The sequence below is a fragment of the Rhizobium sp. 01T437 genome, from assembly GCF_056398505.1.
This window is the reverse complement of the sequence record NZ_JBFTPM010000031.1, coordinates 27,493-44,781: the sequence shown is the minus strand read 5'-3', so window position 1 is coordinate 44,781 and position 17,289 is coordinate 27,493. Positions and strand designations below refer to the sequence as shown.

At 57.6% G+C, this 17,289-nt stretch carries 15 protein-coding genes and 2 pseudogenes; 11 read left to right on the top strand and 6 right to left on the bottom strand.

The window, feature by feature from the left end; translation table 11 throughout:
* Positions 1-424: pseudogene (locus AC1DM5_RS33560) on the bottom strand (LysR family substrate-binding domain-containing protein); the annotation flags it as partial.
* A 60-nt stretch (positions 425-484) separates the two neighbouring features.
* A complete protein-coding gene (locus AC1DM5_RS33555) occupies positions 485-1,429 on the bottom strand; it encodes an aromatic alcohol reductase (protein ID WP_477823394.1) in 945 nt (314 codons plus the stop codon).
* A gap of 395 nt (positions 1,430-1,824) precedes the next feature.
* On the opposite strand from AC1DM5_RS33555, the gene AC1DM5_RS33550 reads away from it, so the two are divergent.
* The 3 genes from AC1DM5_RS33550 to AC1DM5_RS33540 all read left to right on the top strand — a co-directional run bounded on the left by AC1DM5_RS33550 (position 1,825) and on the right by AC1DM5_RS33540 (position 6,973).
* Positions 1,825-2,757: a LysR family transcriptional regulator gene (locus AC1DM5_RS33550; RefSeq protein ID WP_477976713.1), complete on the top strand. Its 933-nt coding sequence runs from the start codon at positions 1,825-1,827 to the stop codon at positions 2,755-2,757.
* A gap of 399 nt (positions 2,758-3,156) precedes the next feature.
* The gene (locus AC1DM5_RS33545) at positions 3,157-4,200 is read left to right on the top strand and encodes a porin (RefSeq protein WP_477823392.1); all 1,044 of its coding nucleotides are present in this window, start codon (positions 3,157-3,159) and stop codon (positions 4,198-4,200) included.
* 937 nt (positions 4,201-5,137) lie between these two features.
* Positions 5,138-6,973: a HAMP domain-containing methyl-accepting chemotaxis protein gene (locus AC1DM5_RS33540; RefSeq protein WP_477823391.1), complete on the top strand. Its 1,836-nt coding sequence runs from the start codon at positions 5,138-5,140 to the stop codon at positions 6,971-6,973.
* A gap of 380 nt (positions 6,974-7,353) precedes the next feature.
* Here the strand turns inward: AC1DM5_RS33540 and AC1DM5_RS33535 are convergent, their stop codons facing one another.
* On the bottom strand, positions 7,354-8,064 hold the full coding sequence (locus AC1DM5_RS33535) for a TetR/AcrR family transcriptional regulator (protein WP_477823390.1): 711 nt from the start codon (positions 8,062-8,064) through the stop codon (positions 7,354-7,356).
* 348 nt (positions 8,065-8,412) lie between these two features.
* Between AC1DM5_RS33535 and AC1DM5_RS33530 the strand changes: the two genes are divergently transcribed.
* The 7 genes from AC1DM5_RS33530 to AC1DM5_RS33500 all read left to right on the top strand — a co-directional run bounded on the left by AC1DM5_RS33530 (position 8,413) and on the right by AC1DM5_RS33500 (position 15,071).
* Complete coding sequence (locus AC1DM5_RS33530; RefSeq protein ID WP_477823389.1) at positions 8,413-9,606, top strand: ABC transporter ATP-binding protein; 1,194 nt, start codon at positions 8,413-8,415, stop codon at positions 9,604-9,606.
* Positions 9,590-10,510 carry a carbohydrate ABC transporter permease gene (locus AC1DM5_RS33525; protein ID WP_477976711.1) on the top strand — a complete coding sequence of 307 codons (921 nt, stop codon included), beginning with the start codon at positions 9,590-9,592 and terminating at the stop codon, positions 10,508-10,510. Before AC1DM5_RS33530 ends, AC1DM5_RS33525 begins: the two co-directional genes overlap by 17 nt.
* Positions 10,510-11,337, top strand: coding sequence for a carbohydrate ABC transporter permease (locus AC1DM5_RS33520; protein WP_477823387.1), 828 nt, complete (start codon positions 10,510-10,512; stop codon positions 11,335-11,337). Before AC1DM5_RS33525 ends, AC1DM5_RS33520 begins: the two co-directional genes overlap by 1 nt.
* Before the next feature lie 68 nt (positions 11,338-11,405).
* Entirely contained in the window at positions 11,406-12,677 is a 1,272-nt protein-coding gene (locus AC1DM5_RS33515; protein WP_477823386.1) for an ABC transporter substrate-binding protein, read from the top strand.
* Positions 12,678-12,749: 72 nt separating this feature from the next.
* On the top strand, positions 12,750-13,661 hold the full coding sequence (locus tag AC1DM5_RS33510; RefSeq protein WP_477823385.1) for a metallophosphoesterase family protein: 912 nt from the start codon (positions 12,750-12,752) through the stop codon (positions 13,659-13,661).
* Between the two features lie 4 nt (positions 13,662-13,665).
* Entirely contained in the window at positions 13,666-14,541 is an 876-nt protein-coding gene (locus AC1DM5_RS33505) for a histidinol-phosphatase (protein ID WP_477823384.1), read from the top strand.
* Positions 14,542-14,558: 17 nt separating this feature from the next.
* On the top strand, positions 14,559-15,071 hold the full coding sequence (locus tag AC1DM5_RS33500) for a GNAT family N-acetyltransferase (RefSeq protein WP_477823383.1): 513 nt from the start codon (positions 14,559-14,561) through the stop codon (positions 15,069-15,071).
* A 667-nt stretch (positions 15,072-15,738) separates the two neighbouring features.
* On the opposite strand, the gene AC1DM5_RS33495 is transcribed toward AC1DM5_RS33500, so the two are convergent.
* Positions 15,739-16,089: a hypothetical protein gene (locus tag AC1DM5_RS33495; RefSeq protein WP_477823382.1), complete on the bottom strand. Its 351-nt coding sequence runs from the start codon at positions 16,087-16,089 to the stop codon at positions 15,739-15,741.
* A 154-nt stretch (positions 16,090-16,243) separates the two neighbouring features.
* The gene (locus tag AC1DM5_RS33490) at positions 16,244-16,492 is read right to left on the bottom strand and encodes a hypothetical protein (protein WP_477823381.1); all 249 of its coding nucleotides are present in this window, start codon (positions 16,490-16,492) and stop codon (positions 16,244-16,246) included.
* A gap of 251 nt (positions 16,493-16,743) precedes the next feature.
* On the opposite strand from AC1DM5_RS33490, the pseudogene AC1DM5_RS33485 reads away from it, so the two are divergent.
* Positions 16,744-17,084 (top strand): annotated as a pseudogene (locus AC1DM5_RS33485) (LuxR family transcriptional regulator); the annotation flags it as partial.
* Here AC1DM5_RS33485 and AC1DM5_RS33480 read toward each other — a convergent pair.
* A complete protein-coding gene (locus AC1DM5_RS33480) occupies positions 17,071-17,271 on the bottom strand; it encodes a hypothetical protein (RefSeq protein ID WP_477823397.1) in 201 nt (66 codons plus the stop codon). The pseudogene AC1DM5_RS33485 and the gene AC1DM5_RS33480 overlap by 14 nt on opposite strands.
* Between the last annotated feature and the right edge of the window lie 18 nt (positions 17,272-17,289).

Sequence of the window (17,289 nt, the reverse complement as noted above, 5' to 3'; positions counted from 1 at the left end):
GCTCAAAGCCGCGGTTCGGCAGATCCTGCGTCCATTCCGGCACGAAGCCGATGCCAAGACCGGCGGAGACGAGCGACACCAGCGAGAAGGTGTCGTCGCAGGTATAGGCGACATTGTCGGTCAGATCGTGCTCCTCGAATTTTTCCGCGAAATAGCGTTCGCTGTAAGAAAGGTTCTGGCGGGAGAAGGAGATGATCTTCTCACCGCGTAGATCCTCGATGTCGATCTCGCTCTTCAACGATAGAGGGCTCTCCTTGGCGACGGCCAGCAGGTAACGCTCATGGGCAATCGAGAAGAAGCGCAGCGAGCCGATATTCTCCACCGGCCTGATGAAGCCGAGATTGATGCGGCCTGCCTCGATATGGCGGATGACGTCATCGGTGGTGGTGCCGCATTCGACATGCATACGGATACCCGGAACTTTCGAATCCGGGCACCACTCGATCCGTGGGTTCAAGATGGCTGATTATCGCTGTCTTGGGGGTTAAGCGCTTTCCGGAGCAAGATGTGCTTTCAGCCAGGAGCTCACATCTTGAGTTTTTATTCCCCTCTTATGATTGTATGTTTGCGAGAAGTCCCACCACATACCATCGCCAAGCGCAAAGGCGGCACGATATCGAAGCATGACGTCTTCAGGTGATTGGGCGAGTTCTTTTTGAAGTTCGTTCAATGGCAATACGATGCGTTCGACCGGGTTTCCCGTTTCAGTTTCGACCACATCCGCAAGCTGACCATAGGAAATCGTGTCGCTGGCGACGAATACAACCTCATTGGCAATGCGTGGCTCCTCCAGAAGGATAGAGGTCGTAAGGCGGCCGATATCTTCAGGCGTGGTCACCGTGACGCGGGTGTCCCAGCTTCCCAAACCGCGAACAATGCCTTTGTCGAGGTTGACGACATCAAAGGCAGGCTCAAACAGGAAACTCGTGAACATTCCAGTGGAGACAATGACCCATTCGGTCGTTTGCTGTGCCCGTAGCAAGGTGCGCACCTCGTATTGCTCATCGAAAACGGGTTGGCCGCTCCCCTTTCCGACCACGTCGTAGTCGACGCCAAACTGCCATGGAAAATAGCGTGGCACCCGGGCGTTCAAAACAGCTCTGGTGATTTTGAGCTGCGTACCGGGGCCCGCGACGAAGCCCGTGCAGTTGACGATGGTCCGAAACCCCGAAAACAGGTTGGTCAGGCTGCCAATGTTGTTTGCGCCGAGATCAAAAGGAACGATTTCGACGCCGAGCGTGCGAAGTTCGGCAAGCACGCGTTCGTCATGCTGTGTCGGACGCTCGACCGAGCCGGGCGATATCAGGACCGTGACAGGCGTGCTTGACGTTGCGACGCGTGGTACCAGCTCACGGAGGACCGCAAGACCCAACTGGCCTGCGCCTAGCACAAGAATTTTCTCGACGTCTGTCTTCGTATCTTCAGGCATTGTATTTCCTTTATCCACTGTGCTGAGCAGCCCGGATCACATCCGAAAGCCTGGGCCGTAGATAGAAAGGACGGCGCCTATCAATAAGGCGCCTGCTCGTGTTCAAACAATTCGCAATTTTGGCACAATAAACGTGAAACGATGGCGGACTGTTCACGGCCCACCCCGCATTCTGTATCGCGTAATGGTTTGATTGTCTGTCGCTATCTGCCAAATTTGGGGTGAGAAGAGCTTGCTGCGCCAATGAAGCTGTTTCAATTTTGAGAACAATATCTTTCTCTGGCCACGACAGAACGATGTTGGTTTCGATGCCTGGATCGAGTTCGTCGACAACCGGTCGCGGCATTCTTTAACAGGCGCAGCGCTGGCGATGCCAATACAACCGGAGAGACGTGATGGACCGCCTTTACGCAATGCAGATATTCAAGCGCGTCGTCGACGCCCGGAGCTTTCGAAAAGCTGCTGAGAGCCTGTCGATGCCCAGATCAACGGTATCGCGGTCAATCAAGGAACTTGAGGCCTATCTCGGAGTAACTCTCCTTCAGCGCACGACGCGAAAATTCAGCCTCACTCCGGATGGCTCGATATATTACGGCCATTGCACGCGCCTTCTCGCCGATATCGACGCGGTAGAATCGGGTTTTCCAGGCATTGCGGGCACAGCTGGCGGTAGGTTGAGGGTCAGCATGCCGCTGTCTTTGGCGCGCCTTTACATTCTGCCAAATATAAGAACATTTCAGCGTCGATATCCCGAAGTCGAGCTCGTTCTGACGCTGAGCGACACAACGGTTGATCTCGTGGAGGACGGATTCGATTGCGTTATCAGGGCGGGATTCCTGGAAGACTCCACCAGCCTTGCCGCTCGTCGTATTGGTGAATTCGAGTGGATTGTCTGCGCAGCGCCGTCCTATTTGACGGAGTATGGGGAACCTAAGACGATCGATGATCTCCGTGACCACCATGCTGTGGGATACACACTCAGCCGAACAGGACGAACGATGAATTGGAACTTCTCGGTCGACGGACACCACCGCGCCGTTAAAATGAGACAGCCATTGGTCGTCAACGATACGGACGCTTACTTGGCTTGCGGCCTGGAAGGAATCGGACTGATACGTGCCGCGAGCTACGTGGTATCGCCCCATCTTTCGAGCGGAGCACTTGTCAGGCTTCTCGGTCAAGTGGACACACTGAAGATACCACTATGGGCGGTTTTTCCACAAACGAGCCACCTTTCCCCCACAGTAAGGGCATTCATCGAATGGACAGCACAGGTCGTCTCGCCTGTTAGCGAATGGGCTCAGGCCCTGCCTGACGCGACCGAATGAGCGGTCAAATCGCCGTCGAGTTTTTACGCATCGCGCGCACGATATCGTTTGGGATTCAGCAGTTATTAGGAGGACCATCCCATCGCCGCAATCTGGGATTCACACACATATTCCTTGAACGCGTCACTATTGACGTCGATGCGAGGTGTCGGCGTCCAGACCTGCTCGTAGCGAGAGGGCACACCGGTTTCCAGTCGCGGGAGGAATTTTTTCGYGGCGCAGGCCAGTCGCAAACACTTCGATGATAAGCCATTGTGTGGTTTCGGCGACACTAATATAGCCCGACGCTGTCACAAACCGTCACATTGTTGCGCGACAATTCAGCCCGTGTCATCCAACCTCCCTATCGCGAGGCCACGATTTCCCAAGGATCAGAGCCTCATCGAGAAAGGGATCACCATGACCATCAAGAGTCTTCTCCTTGGCTCTGCTGCCGCTCTGGCAGTCGTTTCCGGCGCCCAGGCTGCTGACGCAATCGTTGCTGCCGAACCGGAGCCCGTCGAATACGTTCGCGTCTGCGACGCTTACGGCACCGGCTATTTCTACATCCCGGGCACGGAAACCTGCCTGAAGATCAACGGCTACATCCGCTTGCAGGTTGACGTTGCTCCGAACGCAAGCTCGATCAGCGCCAGCGGCGGCGGTTCTGTTCCGAACGACTCGAGCTGGGATGCTCGTACGCGTGGTCAGGTTCAGTTCACGGCTAAGAGCGATACCGAATACGGCCCGCTCACCGGCGTGATCGTTCTCCAGACCAATGCCGACAACGCGACCAACCAGAAGGCCCAGCTCGATTCGGCTTACATCGACATCGCTGGCTTCCGCGCTGGTCTCTTCTACTCCTGGTGGGACGATGGTCTCTCCGGCGAAACGGACGATATTGGCTCTCCGGTCACGCTGCATAACTCCATCCGTTATCAGTATGAAACGAGCGATTTCTATGCCGGCATCAGCGTCGACGAGCTCGAAGACAGCCCGTTCTACAACGGCGAACAGCCTAACAACTTCGGAGTCGCAATCGGTCTTGCTGGTAGGGCTGGTGCCTTCACCTATCAGGTCACCGCCGGTTACGACACCGACAACGAAGGAGGTGCCGTCCGCGCCATGGGTACGGTGGGCATCGGTCCCGGCATTCTCAGCCTTGCCGCTATCTACTCGACCAACCCGAACGCCTACTACAACAAGGCCGAGTGGGTCGTGGCTGGAGAATACGCAGTCAAGGTGGCCGACAAGCTGAAGATCACCCCGGCCTTCCAGTATTACGGCCACTACGGCATCGTCGGCAGTGAATTCAACGACGATAGCGATGCCTGGAAGGCAGGCGTCACGATCGACTATCAGATCGTCGACAACTTCGCCGCCAAGGTTTCCGTTCAGTACCTGGATGCGGATGGTACTCCCGACGTGACGTCGGGCTTCTTGCGCCTTCAGCGGACGTTCTAACTCCGGCCTCTGCTCCCTCTAACATTGAGCGAGACTCGGGCACAGAGACAGTGAAGGCCTCATGCAGAATGAGGCCTTTATACGAGGTCCACGAGACTTCCCTGGCGCAGGAGCGCTTTCCAGTAAGTTCTGTCACTGCTGTATAAAGTCGACACCTGTGCGCGTGCCTCGGGGCACTACGCGCGTCGGCCGTCGCAGCCCGCCGGCGTCGGCAGTGGTCGCCTTGAAAAGAAGGCGAACTGACGACCCTTCAGTTGGGAAGGCTTTTTTCGTTTCTTTCCCGCCAACAGCGACGTCACAAGCAGACTGGTCCGCTCCATACGAATCCGACCTGAGGCCTCGAGGAAGTCGACCAAAAAGATGATCTCGGCGGTACCGCCATCGAACTCTCCGGAAGTGGTTGCGGTTTGACCGCTCTCCCGCAAAGGCAGCGCGTGGTCCGAGATCGTAACTTCGATGGAGGCGGCTGGAAACGGGCGGGCCGAGTTCAGCGTTCGATACGGCAATCCTACCCGAATGGATCTCGTGATTCCTCGGGTAAACGCGCAGCTCGTGTGCGATCGGAGCAGCCTCGACCTGATCGCCTAGCAGATGATGGCTAAAAAATGCATTCGCTGGTTATCGATCCTTGTATGGGCTCAGCAGCCTGATAACGGGCTCTCGGGCCGATTAGCCAACCGTCAACATTGCATGGAAGGCTTACTTCGCGATCGTGGTGGGACAGCGGCACTTGGCCGCCGACGTCATCATGGCGGACGTGCTACAGCAAAAATTAGCTGTCGGCATCCTTCACACGCCTGGCCTTCAAGAAGACCTATGTTGGTCAGATCGCTTTAAGCCGATGAACCGGAACGTCCCAAGCGGAAATGGCCATGATTAAAATTGTTAAGCATGTTCCGGTATTCTCAGATTCTAAATTAATGAGAGAGCCCTGCTCATGGCGTCGATCCAGCATAAGATCATCATTGCAAGCATCGCCGTTTTCGCATTGTCAGGCGGCGCCACGGGCGTCGGCATCTGGTCCGCGTCCATCCTGTCCGAAAATAATGCGGACGTCGCCCGGTCAGCGCAAATTCTGCGCAACCACATGCAGGCCGATATGATGCATGATGCGTTGCGCGCCGACGTGCTTGCATCCTTGCTGGCATCCAACCCGGCAGCAGGCATAAAAGCTGACGCGGTGAAGGCCGACCTGGCGGAGCACGAGGCGTCGTTCCGAGAGATGATCGACGCCAACAAGGCACTCGTCTCCGACGACAACACGAAAAAGGTCCTCGCCAGCGTCGAAGGCCCGCTTCTCTCCTATATTGATAGCGCCACCAAGATCGTTGACCTCGCAGACCAGGATCCGCCGGCGACGCTGAAGGCATTGCCGCAGTTCATGGAACAGTTCTCCGTTTTGGAAACCGCCATGGAACAGGCAGGGGATCAGATCACCGCCGTGTCGGAAGATATCTCCAAGGGGAGCCTGGAAACAAAAGCTCTTGTCGATAGCACTCTGAAAACGCTGCTGGCCTTAGCCGCGATCTTCGCCATCTGTCTTTATTTCCTCACACGCACGAGCGTCACCAAACCAATCCTGGCGCTTTCTAATGATATGCAAAGGTTGGCCGGTGGTGACACGACCATATCCTCGACTGCGATCGGCCGGGCAGACGAAATTGGAAGGATGGCATCGGCTGTTGAAGTCTTCCGCCAGGCTGCAATCGCCAACAAGCAGCTAGAGCAGGATGCAGAGGCAGCGCGTCTGCAGGCAGAAACCGAGCGCGTCACCGCTCGAAAGCAGGCCGACGAAGACGCTGCCGACCGGCTGCGGGCAGCGACATCCGGCCTCGCCGCAGGTCTGAAGAGGCTTGCATCGGGCGATCTTTCATTCCAGATCGAAGAGCCATTCGCTCCCGATTTCGAGGGACTTCGGCAAGATTTCAACATGTCGGTCCGGCAACTCCAGGAAACCCTTGGCGCCATTGTGACCGCCATTACCGCGATCGATGAAGGCACCGGGGAAATCGCATCCGGCGCCGGCGATCTGTCGAAACGCACCGAACAGCAAGCGGCCTCGCTCGAAGAAACTGCAGCAGCGCTCGATCAGATCACCGCCAACGTGTCCAACTCCAGCAAGCGGACCGATGAGGCTCGGACGGAAGCGACCGACGCCAATCGGAACGCCGCCAAGTCTGCGGAGGTTGTGTCGCATGCCGAAGAAGCCATGCGCCGCATCGAGAGTTCATCCCAGCAGATCTCCAGCATTATCGGCGTGATCGACGAGATCGCGTTCCAGACCAATCTGCTCGCCTTGAATGCCGGCGTCGAAGCCGCGCGCGCCGGGGAGGCCGGCAAGGGCTTCGCGGTGGTTGCCCAGGAAGTGCGCGAACTTGCCCAGCGTTCGGCGAAGGCTGCCAAGGAAATCAAAGGCCACATTCAGAAATCGTCGGAAGAAGTGGAACACGGAGTCAAGCTCGTTCTCGATACGAGCGAGGTCCTGAAAGCGATCAGCGAACAGATCGCCCGCATCAACCAGCATATGGATGCGATCGCTATCTCGGCACGGGAACAGTCGACCGGGCTTGCCGAGGTCAATTCGGCCGTCAACTCCATGGATCAGGTGACGCAGCAGAATGCGGCAATGGTGGAGCAGTCGACCGCAGCATCCGTCAATCTTGCCCAGGAAGCCGCGAAGCTCCGTGAACTCGTTAACCGGTTCAAGCTGCTCGATACGACAGCGACGACGCAAACTGTCGCGGGACGGCGGAGCGGGCAGCTGGCTGCCTGACGGCTATCTCTCGCCTTCCCATCGTTATGCCATGGTTTTTACGTGGTCGGTGTGAGGTCGATTTCTACATCCGGCCTCGCTGGCCTAGAGGGAAGGTCGATGAAGTCCCTGTCCAAGTTGGTGCTGTGTTCAAGCTGCATGAGAAAGCTGGCCGGCAGCAAGCGGCGTGTCCCTCAAGCCGGCGAGTTAAAGGAGCGGCAACGAAGCAGGTCCCTGCTCTTGAGAAGATTTGAACTGTCGGCCCTGTTATTGCCGAGGTGCATACAGCGCGTGCCCGATGCTTAAAGGATTTTACGTCAGTATTCCGTCTCGTACGCCCTGCACCTCCGCGCGGGCGATGTGGCAATCTTCTGTCTCAAATACTTCCCTGCAAAACCCTGCTATGCGCAGTCTCCGGTAAAAGTCGCGTCGCCTATAGTGGCGACCGGAGCGACAACTGCGAGGATGGTGTCGATGTTAAACGCGAGCCGCGCCTCGAGCGCCTTCTTGGCCATCAGCCGCTGCCCATAAACGATCGAACTCGTGGCTTGGTTCGTCAGATAGTAGTAGCACACCGACGTGATGGTCAGGCTGAGTTGCGTTGGGTCGACACCTACGCGAAATGTCCCGTCAGCCTCGCCTCGCCGCAGTATCTCCTCGACCAGCGGACGTGAATTTGCTGCGCCATCCCGCAACACCCGGGATTGACGAAAGAATCGCGCTTTCAGCTGGTTTTCTGTGTTCAGCAAGGTGATGAATTCAGGATGATCGAGATAGTAGGACCAGACGAATCTCACGAGTGCAATGAGTGCTTCGCGCGGCGCAAGCTGGTCTAGGCTGAGACCGGCCTCGGCTTCCCAGATATCGCAATAAACCTTCTCGAGCACAGCTTGATAAAGCGAATCCTTGTTACCGAAATACTGGTATAGCATCCGCTTGTTGATTTCAGCGCGCTCCGCAATCGCCTCTACGCGTGCGCCCGCAAAACCGTTCTCCGCAAATTCCAGAACTGCGGCATCGAGAATTCGATTTTGCGATAAGTCTGGTCGCCGTGGATGTTTCCGCCGCGGTGGGTTCAAGGCATCCGTGGCATCAGAATGTTTGTCTTCCAATTCACTATCTCTCACTTGCGTATCTCAGCAGAACTCTCGCAGAACTCTCATTGAGGCTGCCCCCCACCGCTTGCAAGTCTCCAAAATGTTCAACGCAAACAGCCGGATATGTCGTGGCTCATGTAACAGAATAAGATATCGCAAGCCATCATATAAGTAACCTTGGCGTTATTTATTCCTCTTATGCCAATGAAAAATATTGATAATTTATTATGATTTCCGGATGTCCTGTCATCTGCTTGTTAGAAACAAACCCTAGAGAGGCGCCATCGCTTTACCCGGTCGAAGTGCGGTTATGTCTTTTTGGCCGGCGAGCAAAAGCCTTGAACAGCAGGAGCGATGCCGCACATGGCCGGTCAGTCCATCAGGATTATAGATCTCGAGAAGCGGTTCGACCGTACGCAAGTGCTTCAACGCATCAATCTGAATATCCGCGAGGGCGAATTCCTGACCTTGCTTGGACCTTCTGGATGCGGGAAATCGACATTGCTGCGCCTGATTGCGGGTTTCGAGGCTGCCAGCGCCGGGCAAATCCTGATTGGCGATCGCGACATTGCGCCTCTGCCGCCCAAAGCGCGCGATATTGCGATGGTCTTTCAATCCTATGCGCTCTATCCGCACATGAGCGTCCGGTCCAATATCGGCGTGCCGTTGGAAATGGCGCGGCTTTCGTTCCTGCAGCGTCTGCCGGGTGCCCGCCTGCTGTCATCGGGCGTTCGAAATATCCGGGACGATATCGCCAAGGAAATTGACACCGTTGCAAGGCAACTGGATTTGGAGGCATTCCTCGATCGCAAGCCTTCCCAACTTTCCGGAGGGCAGCGACAGAGGGTGGCCGTTGGGCGGGCAATGGTCCGCCATCCCGCTGTTTTCCTGATGGACGAACCGCTGTCGAATCTTGACGCCAAGCTGCGGATTCAGCTGCGCGAGGAGATCGTGGATCTTCACCGTCGGACTGGCATCACCTTCATCTATGTGACTCACGATCAGACCGAAGCGATGGCGATGTCGGACCGGATCGCCGTCATGGAAGGTGGGGAAATCCGGCAATGTGGTACTCCCGACGAGATCTACAACCGCCCGGACTATCTCTCGGTCGCCCGTTTCGTCGGCATGGCCGCTATCAACGAAATCCCGGTACATATCCTCGGTGGGAATGTGCTGATCAATGATCAGCCATTGCGACTGAAGCTGCGCAATGTTGCAGACGGAGCCTATACGCTTTCCGTCAGGCCGGAAGCACTGGAGCCGGCATCGGAGGGCAGCGGTGATTTTTCCCTGCCTATCGTGCAGGTGGAATTTGCCGGCAACGAGGTGGGTATACGCTGCGATGGAAGCCGGATCGGTGCCGGCTGGATCCGTATGCAGTTGCGCCCCGAGACCTTCGCCCGCCTTGGACACGGAGCCAGTGTCGGAAAGCGGTTAGCACTGCGGATCGTGTCGGATGCCGCCCTGCTTTTCGACGCCGCAGGCCGAAGGGTAACGGACCTCGGCGTCAACGCCCAACAGCCTGAAGAGCCGCGTCATGAAGCTGTCCTCTGATACGCTGGATGGCATCCAGGCCGTCCGGCCCAAGGGTTTGAGCCACGCCTCGATCGCTCGCGCCTTCGCGGCGCCGGCCTTTCTGCTTTTGATTGCCACTGTAATCGCACCGATCTTCGTCGTATTCGTCGTCAGCCTCACCGATTATCGCCTAGGACGCGTAACACTCAACTTCATCGGCGCCGGCAATTATGTCCGGATGCTGGCGGATCCCTGGTTCTGGGGAGCGCTGCGCAACAGCGCAATCTACACCGCGATCGTCGTGCCCGTATCGGTCTTTGGCGCACTATTCCTTGCCATGCTGCTCGATGGTCGCGTGCGCTCACGCCGCCTCTACGAGATAATCTACTTCCTGCCGGTGACGTCGACGCTGACAGCGATGTCGATCGTCTGGAGCTATCTGCTCAATGGGCATATCGGACCATTGGCCGGGCTACTCAGCACCCTCGGACTGCCGCCACTCGACTTCTTCGCGTCAGGAACGCTCGCCTTGGTCGGGCTTGCGATCATCGGCATCTGGCATCTGCTCGGCTTCAACCTCATTCTGTTTCTTGCCGGTTTCACGCTGATTTCCAAGGATTTGCGCGAAGCAGCTACCCTGGATGGGATCGACGGGTTCCTGGACAGGTTGCGCTACATCATCTGGCCGCTGCTGGCGCCAACCACAATTGTCGTCGTTGTCCTGAGCTGCATCCAGTCTTTCCAGGTTTTCGACACTGTGGCCGTTCTCACTAACGGTGGTCCTTACGGCGCAACGGAAATGCTCCTGCACAAGATCAACATGGATACTTTCGTCGGGCTGAAAGCGGGATATGGCAGCGCGCTCACGGTGGTCTACCTCATCCTGATTGGTGCGTTTTCAATCCTCCAGGTCGTATTCACCAACAGGAAGGCGCACTTTTGATGTTCCGGCTTTTTCTCCGCCCGATCGGTGCACATACCGTTCTGATGGCTGGCGCCTTCCTGATGATCTATCCGTTCTATTGGATGTGGAGAGCCTCCACGCAGGCTCCGGGCGAAATCTTCGGTGCTATGCACGAGCAAACGCCGATCCTGACCTCCATCTCCGAAAATTACGGCCGAGCGCTGTTTGAATCGCCCCTGCCGCGCTTCATGCTGAACGGCGTCATCATGACCGGCGGCATCCTGCTGTTTCAGATCCTGACGACCGTGACGTGCGCCTACGCACTGGCAAAGTTCGAATTCCGCGGCAGGCGCATGATCTTCGCAATCGTGCTTCTGACACTCTCGGTGCCCGCGCAGGCGACCGCACTGCCGATCTTCATCGTCCTTGCCAAGCTTGGACTGACGGACACCTACCTGGGTGTCATCATTCCCTACCTGACCTCCGGCTTTGCAATCTTCCTCTTTCACCAGTTCTTCCGCTCATTCCCAGATGAAATCCTCATGGCCGCGCGGCTGGACGGCATGGGCGAAATGGACATCATGGTGCGCATCATCCTGCCCGCGATGACGCCCGCCATTGCCGCCTTTGCGATCTTCTCGATCACCTTCCACTGGAATGATCTCTATTGGCCGATGATCGTCATCAGATCCATCGATCTGTCTCCGCCTACCCTTGGCCTGCTGTTCTTCAGGAGCCAGGAAGGCGGCGACAGCTTCGGGCCTCTCATGGCCTGCGCTACCCTCGTTACTGCCCCGCTGATCCTGATGTTCCTCGTTGCGCAGCGCAGGTTCGTCCAAGGCGTGACAATGACGGGCGTAAAATGAAATGGGTCCGTCCGGCGGCAACCGGACGGACCCTCAAGTCAAGACAACCTCGCTCCAAAGGAACGACCATGAAAGTGACGAACCTCCTTACGGCTGCCGCCCTGACCATTGCCGGCACCGTATCGGCTCATGCCGCCGACCCAGTGACACTGAACTTTTATCATTCCCGTCTGGCATTTATGGAGCCCATTCTCAAGGGTTTCAAGGATGCTCATCCCGACATCGTGATCAACGAGCAAGCGCCTGCCGAAAACTATAGTGCCGGCGACCAGACCGTCATCCGCGGCATGATGACCAACTCCGCGCCGGACGTCTATCTTTCCTCTTATTCCTCGCTGCCGACGATCGTCGGTGTGATGCAGGATCGCGGCGAAGCAACCCCGCTCGATGCCATGTTCGCAAAGCAGGGCGCGGATTGGACAGCGGCTAACTATGCCCCGGCCATTCTCGATCTCGCAAAGGTCGACGGCAAGCAGTTTGCCGTACCCTTCACCGCCTCGCTGCCACTTTTCTACGTCAACAAGGAACTGGTGGAAAAGGCCGGCGGCAATGTCGACAACTTCCCTACCACCTGGGAGGGCGTGATCGAGCTTGCTGCCAAGATCAGCGCGCTCGGCAATGGTGTCTCCGGCATCGGCTTCTCCGTCGGCGGTCTTAGCGATGACTGGTACTGGCAGATGATGGTCATGGGTGCAGGTGACCAGATGCTGGACGGCAAGGCGACCGGCGTCGGCTACGACAACGAAGCCGGCATGAACGCTCTGCGTATCACCCAGGACATGGCGACGAAGACCGGCATGTCGGTCTACGCGGACCCGAAGCCTGCGCAGCAACAATTCTTTGCCGGCAAGATCGGCATGGTCGTGGAATCGCCTTCCGATCTTGTCGCCTACGAAACCGCCATCGGCGACCGCTTCACCATGCGCACCGTTCGATTTCCCCTGATCGACGCAAAAAAGGGCGGACTTCCTGCAGGCGGCAACGCGCTGATGATCCTCACCCATGACGAGGCCAAGCGTGCAGCCGCGTGGGAGTTCATCAAGTACATGACCAGCCCGCAGGTTCAGGCCGAGGTTTCCAAGGCCAGCGGTTATATGCCGACCAACAGGCAGACCGCCAAGGCGTTGGAATCCTTCTACGCCGCCCATCCGAACTTTCAGACGGTCTTCAAGTCAATGGATGCCGCAATGCCGTGGTTTGCATATCCCAATAACACCGCAACGGATATCTGGCAGGGCGTAGCCCCGATCCTCGACCAGCTGCAGCGCGGCAAGATCACGCCTGACGATGCGATGCCGAAGCTGCGCGATCACGTCGCCAGCGTCATGGCCGCAAAGTAACGAAAACTCGATACGGGCCGGGGAGCTCCAGCTCCCCGGCCTTTGATAATCTCCGTCATCACAGGTGGATTTTTGGCGCGTGGCGAGGACCCGCTTACGCAACGCGAAAGTCATCCTGAAACGTCATTAGTGCTGAAAGGCCGACAGACCTTGAAAATTGCCATTCTCTCCGACCCGCACGTCGGATCGACCAATCCTGTCTTCGTTCCAAACTGGGAAAAGGTCGTCGCTGACGTAAATGCGCGCGAAGATGTTGATCTTGTCGTGATCCTTGGCGACCTTACCCTGCTGGGCTCCGAGCAGGAAGAAGACCTGCATTTCGGGCTGAATGCGCTTGGGGTCTTGAGGAAGCCGTGGCTGGCTTTGCCTGGAAACCACGACGTCGGCGACATCTCGCGTGCAAGCCACCAGCCGGCAAATGCCGAACGCCTTTCCGATTGGCAAGCGCTTTACGGTCCTTGGCATTGGCAAAGCGACGTGTTTCCTGGTTGGCGCCTGATCGGCCTCAACAGCCAGATTATCGACACCGGCTTGCCGGAAGAGGCCGCGCAGTGGGAAGCGCTGGAGCAGGCTCTGGAAACTCGCGGAGCGCTCAAGCCTGTGCTGTTCACACATGTGCCGCTCTTTCTGAATGACTGGGAAGAGGTTGACCGGCCGGCCTGGGCTTTGATGCGAGAAGGTCGCACCCGGTTGCGCCGTCTGATCGAGGACCACAAAGTTCAGGCCGTCGTCACCGGGCACATGCACCGCGTCGTCCAGTTCGACCTGCCGGAAAGCCGGTTCATCTGGTGCGCGGCATCGAGCTTTCTCACCTATGACCATTCGATGCCCGCGCAGCCGGGCGCCGCTCTCTTGGGCCTGACGATCCTGACCCTGGACGACACAGACACTAGCGCCGAATTCATCGAGATAGACGGGCTGATGGTCAGCCGCATCGAAGATTACAACGGCACGATCTATCGTTCCCCCGCAAAAGACTCATAAAGCAATGGTCTGGTTCAGTTACCACGGCGGCCACAGCGGCGAATTCTGCGATCACGCGACCTCCACGCTGGAAGAGGTTGTGGATGCTGCAATCACACGCGGCTTCACACATTACGGCCTCAGTGAGCATTGCCCGCGCTACCGCGAAGCGGATCTTTATCCCGGAGAAGAAGCGTTGGGTGTCGCGGGGCTTGCTGCAGCTTTCGAGGACTACGTCAAGTGCGCACTCGGGCTGCGCGACGCGCGTGCCAGGCAGATAGAGTTGCTGATCGGCTTTGAAACGGAGACTTTGCCGCCAGAAGGCTGGCAGGAAGCGATGACCCGGCTGCGTGAAGCTTATGCCTTCGATTACATTGTCGGCAGCGTTCATGACATCTGTGGCAGATGGATCGACTACTCCGCAAGCGATACGGCGGCGTTGGCTGCCGATCTCGGTGGCATGGAGGAACTGCGCCTCGCCTATTTCGATCAGGTCACGGATATGGTGGATAACTTGAGGCCCGATATCGTCGCGCATATGGATCTCGTTCGAAAATACGACCCTCCCGGCTTTGCCTTTTCCGATCGGGTCGTCCGCTCCATTGACAGGACGCTCGACGCCATCAAGGCGAACGGATCCGTGCTCGACGTCAACTGCGCGGCCATTCGCAATGGCTATGGGCCTGTTTACCCGCTTCCACAAATTCTCGAACGCGCCCAGAGAATGGGAATTCCTGTCACCCTCGGTGACGACAGCCATGGCGTGCAGACCGTCGGAGTGGGCCTCGACCGGTCCCTCGCTGCGATCGCCGTTGCAGGATATCGCAGTGTTGCCTACCTGACCCGAGCCGAAGGTTGGCGTGAAGCGCCGCTCGAAACCGTCGGTCCGCGTGAGTGCTGAACGGAAGAAGTAACGATATGGATACTTCCCCTTCAGCGCAGTCTCTTTCAATCATCCCTGCCACCGAAGCCGACATTCCTTTCATCATGTCGGTAGAGCGCAGTCCTGGCTATGCCGCTTTGGTCGGCAGCTACGATGCGGACGAACATCGGCGACGGATCGAAACGAAGAACACCAACTATCTTCTATGCCATCTCGGAGCAGAACCCGTCGGCTTCGCCGTGGTTCGTCTGGACGATGACGGCATGAGGAACGCGCAGCTTCACCGCATCGCTATGGCGCAGACGGGCTTGGGCCACGGATCGGCATTCTTGCGTCAGATTTGCCGCCTGGTCTTTGCTCTCCACGATGTCGGACGGTTCTGGCTCGACCTGCTCCCCTCTAATGTGCATGCGAAAGATGTCTATAGAAGAATCGGCTTCATCCAGGAAGGCACTATGCGCCAAGCGCTTCGGCTCAAGGATGGAAGCCGTGAGGATTTGGTTCTGATGTCGCTGCTACGCGAAGAGTGGAGTGAGCTCGACGGTTGAGCACGGTGGTGCCTGGTACATCAGTGCCGTTGGTCTGGAGAGCGGTCGGCGTGCGGCAACCCAAGTAGCGCGGTCAACGGCAGCAGTCAGATGCATGCGGTGAAGATGGAAGAGGTTGGCGATCGGGCCGCGACTTGAAACGAAGCGCCGGCTGCTAACGATCGCCTCCTCGCCCGAACTTGAGAACGTTTCAGCGAGCACCGAGCATCGCTTCTCGACGCAGCAATGCCGAGCAGGTCTCGCGGCTCGTCTGGGTCGGCGAGGAGATCGAGCCTATCGATATCACTTACCATAGACACGACCGCGCACCGCCGGAAAGTCCTCGATTGCACCGTGTTGAGCGAAAGCCGTGCCTCAAACCTTTCTAAAAGCTTGCGACAGAGTCTGATCGGATGCCCCGCTCGCTTCTCCTGTCCTCTCGACCAACGAAATAGCGAAAATGAGGGAGTTCCAGAGCGATTATTTACTATTGTAAAAATGAAATTACATAAGACCCGGACCAGCCGATCTCAGATGCGGTTTCTACGGCCAGGGTCCGGGCGAAAAGCGTCGTGTTTCTCGAAGCGATCGCAACGCCAATACAGTCCTGGGCATCATCGGATGCGCGACCGCAAAACGCAGATTTGGGCAATCGGGCGTCCTGGTCGGTCGGGACCCTTGCCCGTCGTCACGGCTTTATTGGGCAGCCCTTTGCCAGGCGAGATATCTGGTCTCGCGCGCCCGTGAGTTCAAAGCCGGTGCTGTAATCTATCTCACCGGCCTTGATGGCGAACATAGTGGCGAAATCAGCGCCAGATGTGAGGGCGGCAAGCAGCTTCGGATGCTTTGAGAGAACAATCGTTCGCCGATCGGGACTGTTCCCGTCGAGGCGGATCGTCTCTCTGTACCTCCCAATCTCGAAGCGCGCCAATCGCAGGCCGTTCTCACCAACAGTGGCATCGCCTATCTCGAAGACGAGACCGTTCTTGGCGTCGCACCGGACCATGTAACAAGCCTCGATGTCGCTCGCATCAATCATTGAGCATGTTCCGACCGCTCCGGCATGCGAACCGGTAAGCTTGACCCATGGAGCGGGCGGCTCGACTTCCTGTGTGAGCGCAGGAGATGCCGCAAGGCACGCACCAAACACACACGCTGCCACGCCTGCGACTGCCGGTCTGCTGAACCTCATCCTATCCTCGTTTTTCTAAGACGTTGCGAGCCCAATAGCGCCTCGACGTGGACGCGCTTGTCAAGGTCGATTGACAGGAGACGCAGACCAGCAGGCGGATGGCGCTTGTGATCGCCTCACTTGCTCTGAAAAGCCGGTCGACCGATCGCGACAGGATCAACTGGTCATGGTTCTCCTCTGCCGAGGTGTTCATCTTTCTGGGATGGTTGCTGTCTAGCATGTTGGCTGCGACCAGGCTGTGCATGTCCATGATTGCCTCCCGGCTAAGGACTTCAGCTGGCTCATCCTTGCATGTCTTTAAGCGTCGCCTTGTCCTGCTGCAGGATGACAGAAGCAGGCCCTGATTTCTGGCAGAATGCGCCCTCGCCGCGATCATCCCATTGTGGATCGGCAGAGCGGCCGTCTGGCGCGATCGCGCTTCGGCACATCAACGATGTTGTGGTGAGCTATCTTGGGAGTGGGGAGATGGATCTCAGGGAGCCGGAATCGGTCGCATGCCAGCACCCGGGTCTTGTCGCTGCGGCCGGACGGTTGCAGGGAAGACGGTGCGCGCGATGGCGAAATGCGGGACGCGCTATGCCTGACCTGCAGCGAGCTTCAGAGCCAGCGCCCTCTAAACGTCGTACCGAAGCAGGCTTGGCCGGTGATCCTTGGCGAGGACGAAGTGGGAGCGCCGCTCTATTGCTGGGTGCTATTGGAAGACGGGAGGGTGCTGATCTCTTTCGATGATGTCGAAATGGTGGCGCGCCGGATCGAAAGCGCGCGCGGTTTATGGCCTGTCTCCTGCACAGACCCGGCTCGCACACCTGATCGTCGATGGCCAAAAACTTAATGAGGCTGCCGGTTGCTCCAGCGCTCGCTGCAGGAGAGGTTCTGACGTGAGAATGAGATGATCTTCTCACCGCGCAGATCCTCGATGTCGATCTCGCTCTTGACGCCTGCGCTCACGCGGGCCGTACGTTCCTCACCGGGCCGGTTGTCGGTGACACTGCCGTGAATGCCAAAAAAGGTAAAAACCGCTGATGGCATTGACAAACCTCTCTTGCG

What these genes read in the sequence shown, in the direction of transcription:
- AC1DM5_RS33550 (WP_477976713.1), top strand. Translation starts at nt 1,825, where the DNA reads ATGGACCGCCTTTACGCAATGCAGATATTCAAGCGCGTCGTCGACGCC.
- AC1DM5_RS33530 (WP_477823389.1), top strand. Translation starts at nt 8,413, where the DNA reads ATGGCCGGTCAGTCCATCAGGATTATAGATCTCGAGAAGCGGTTCGAC.
- AC1DM5_RS33555 (WP_477823394.1), bottom strand. Translation starts at nt 1,429, where the DNA reads ATGCCTGAAGATACGAAGACAGACGTCGAGAAAATTCTTGTGCTAGGC.
- AC1DM5_RS33495 (WP_477823382.1), bottom strand. Translation starts at nt 16,089, where the DNA reads ATGATTGATGCGAGCGACATCGAGGCTTGTTACATGGTCCGGTGCGAC.
- AC1DM5_RS33505 (WP_477823384.1), top strand. Translation starts at nt 13,666, where the DNA reads ATGGTCTGGTTCAGTTACCACGGCGGCCACAGCGGCGAATTCTGCGAT.
- AC1DM5_RS33520 (WP_477823387.1), top strand. Translation starts at nt 10,510, where the DNA reads ATGTTCCGGCTTTTTCTCCGCCCGATCGGTGCACATACCGTTCTGATG.
- AC1DM5_RS33545 (WP_477823392.1), top strand. Translation starts at nt 3,157, where the DNA reads ATGACCATCAAGAGTCTTCTCCTTGGCTCTGCTGCCGCTCTGGCAGTC.
- AC1DM5_RS33480 (WP_477823397.1), bottom strand. Translation starts at nt 17,271, where the DNA reads ATGCCATCAGCGGTTTTTACCTTTTTTGGCATTCACGGCAGTGTCACC.
- AC1DM5_RS33525 (WP_477976711.1), top strand. Translation starts at nt 9,590, where the DNA reads ATGAAGCTGTCCTCTGATACGCTGGATGGCATCCAGGCCGTCCGGCCC.
- AC1DM5_RS33540 (WP_477823391.1), top strand. Translation starts at nt 5,138, where the DNA reads ATGGCGTCGATCCAGCATAAGATCATCATTGCAAGCATCGCCGTTTTC.
- AC1DM5_RS33515 (WP_477823386.1), top strand. Translation starts at nt 11,406, where the DNA reads ATGAAAGTGACGAACCTCCTTACGGCTGCCGCCCTGACCATTGCCGGC.
- AC1DM5_RS33490 (WP_477823381.1), bottom strand. Translation starts at nt 16,492, where the DNA reads ATGGACATGCACAGCCTGGTCGCAGCCAACATGCTAGACAGCAACCAT.
- AC1DM5_RS33500 (WP_477823383.1), top strand. Translation starts at nt 14,559, where the DNA reads ATGGATACTTCCCCTTCAGCGCAGTCTCTTTCAATCATCCCTGCCACC.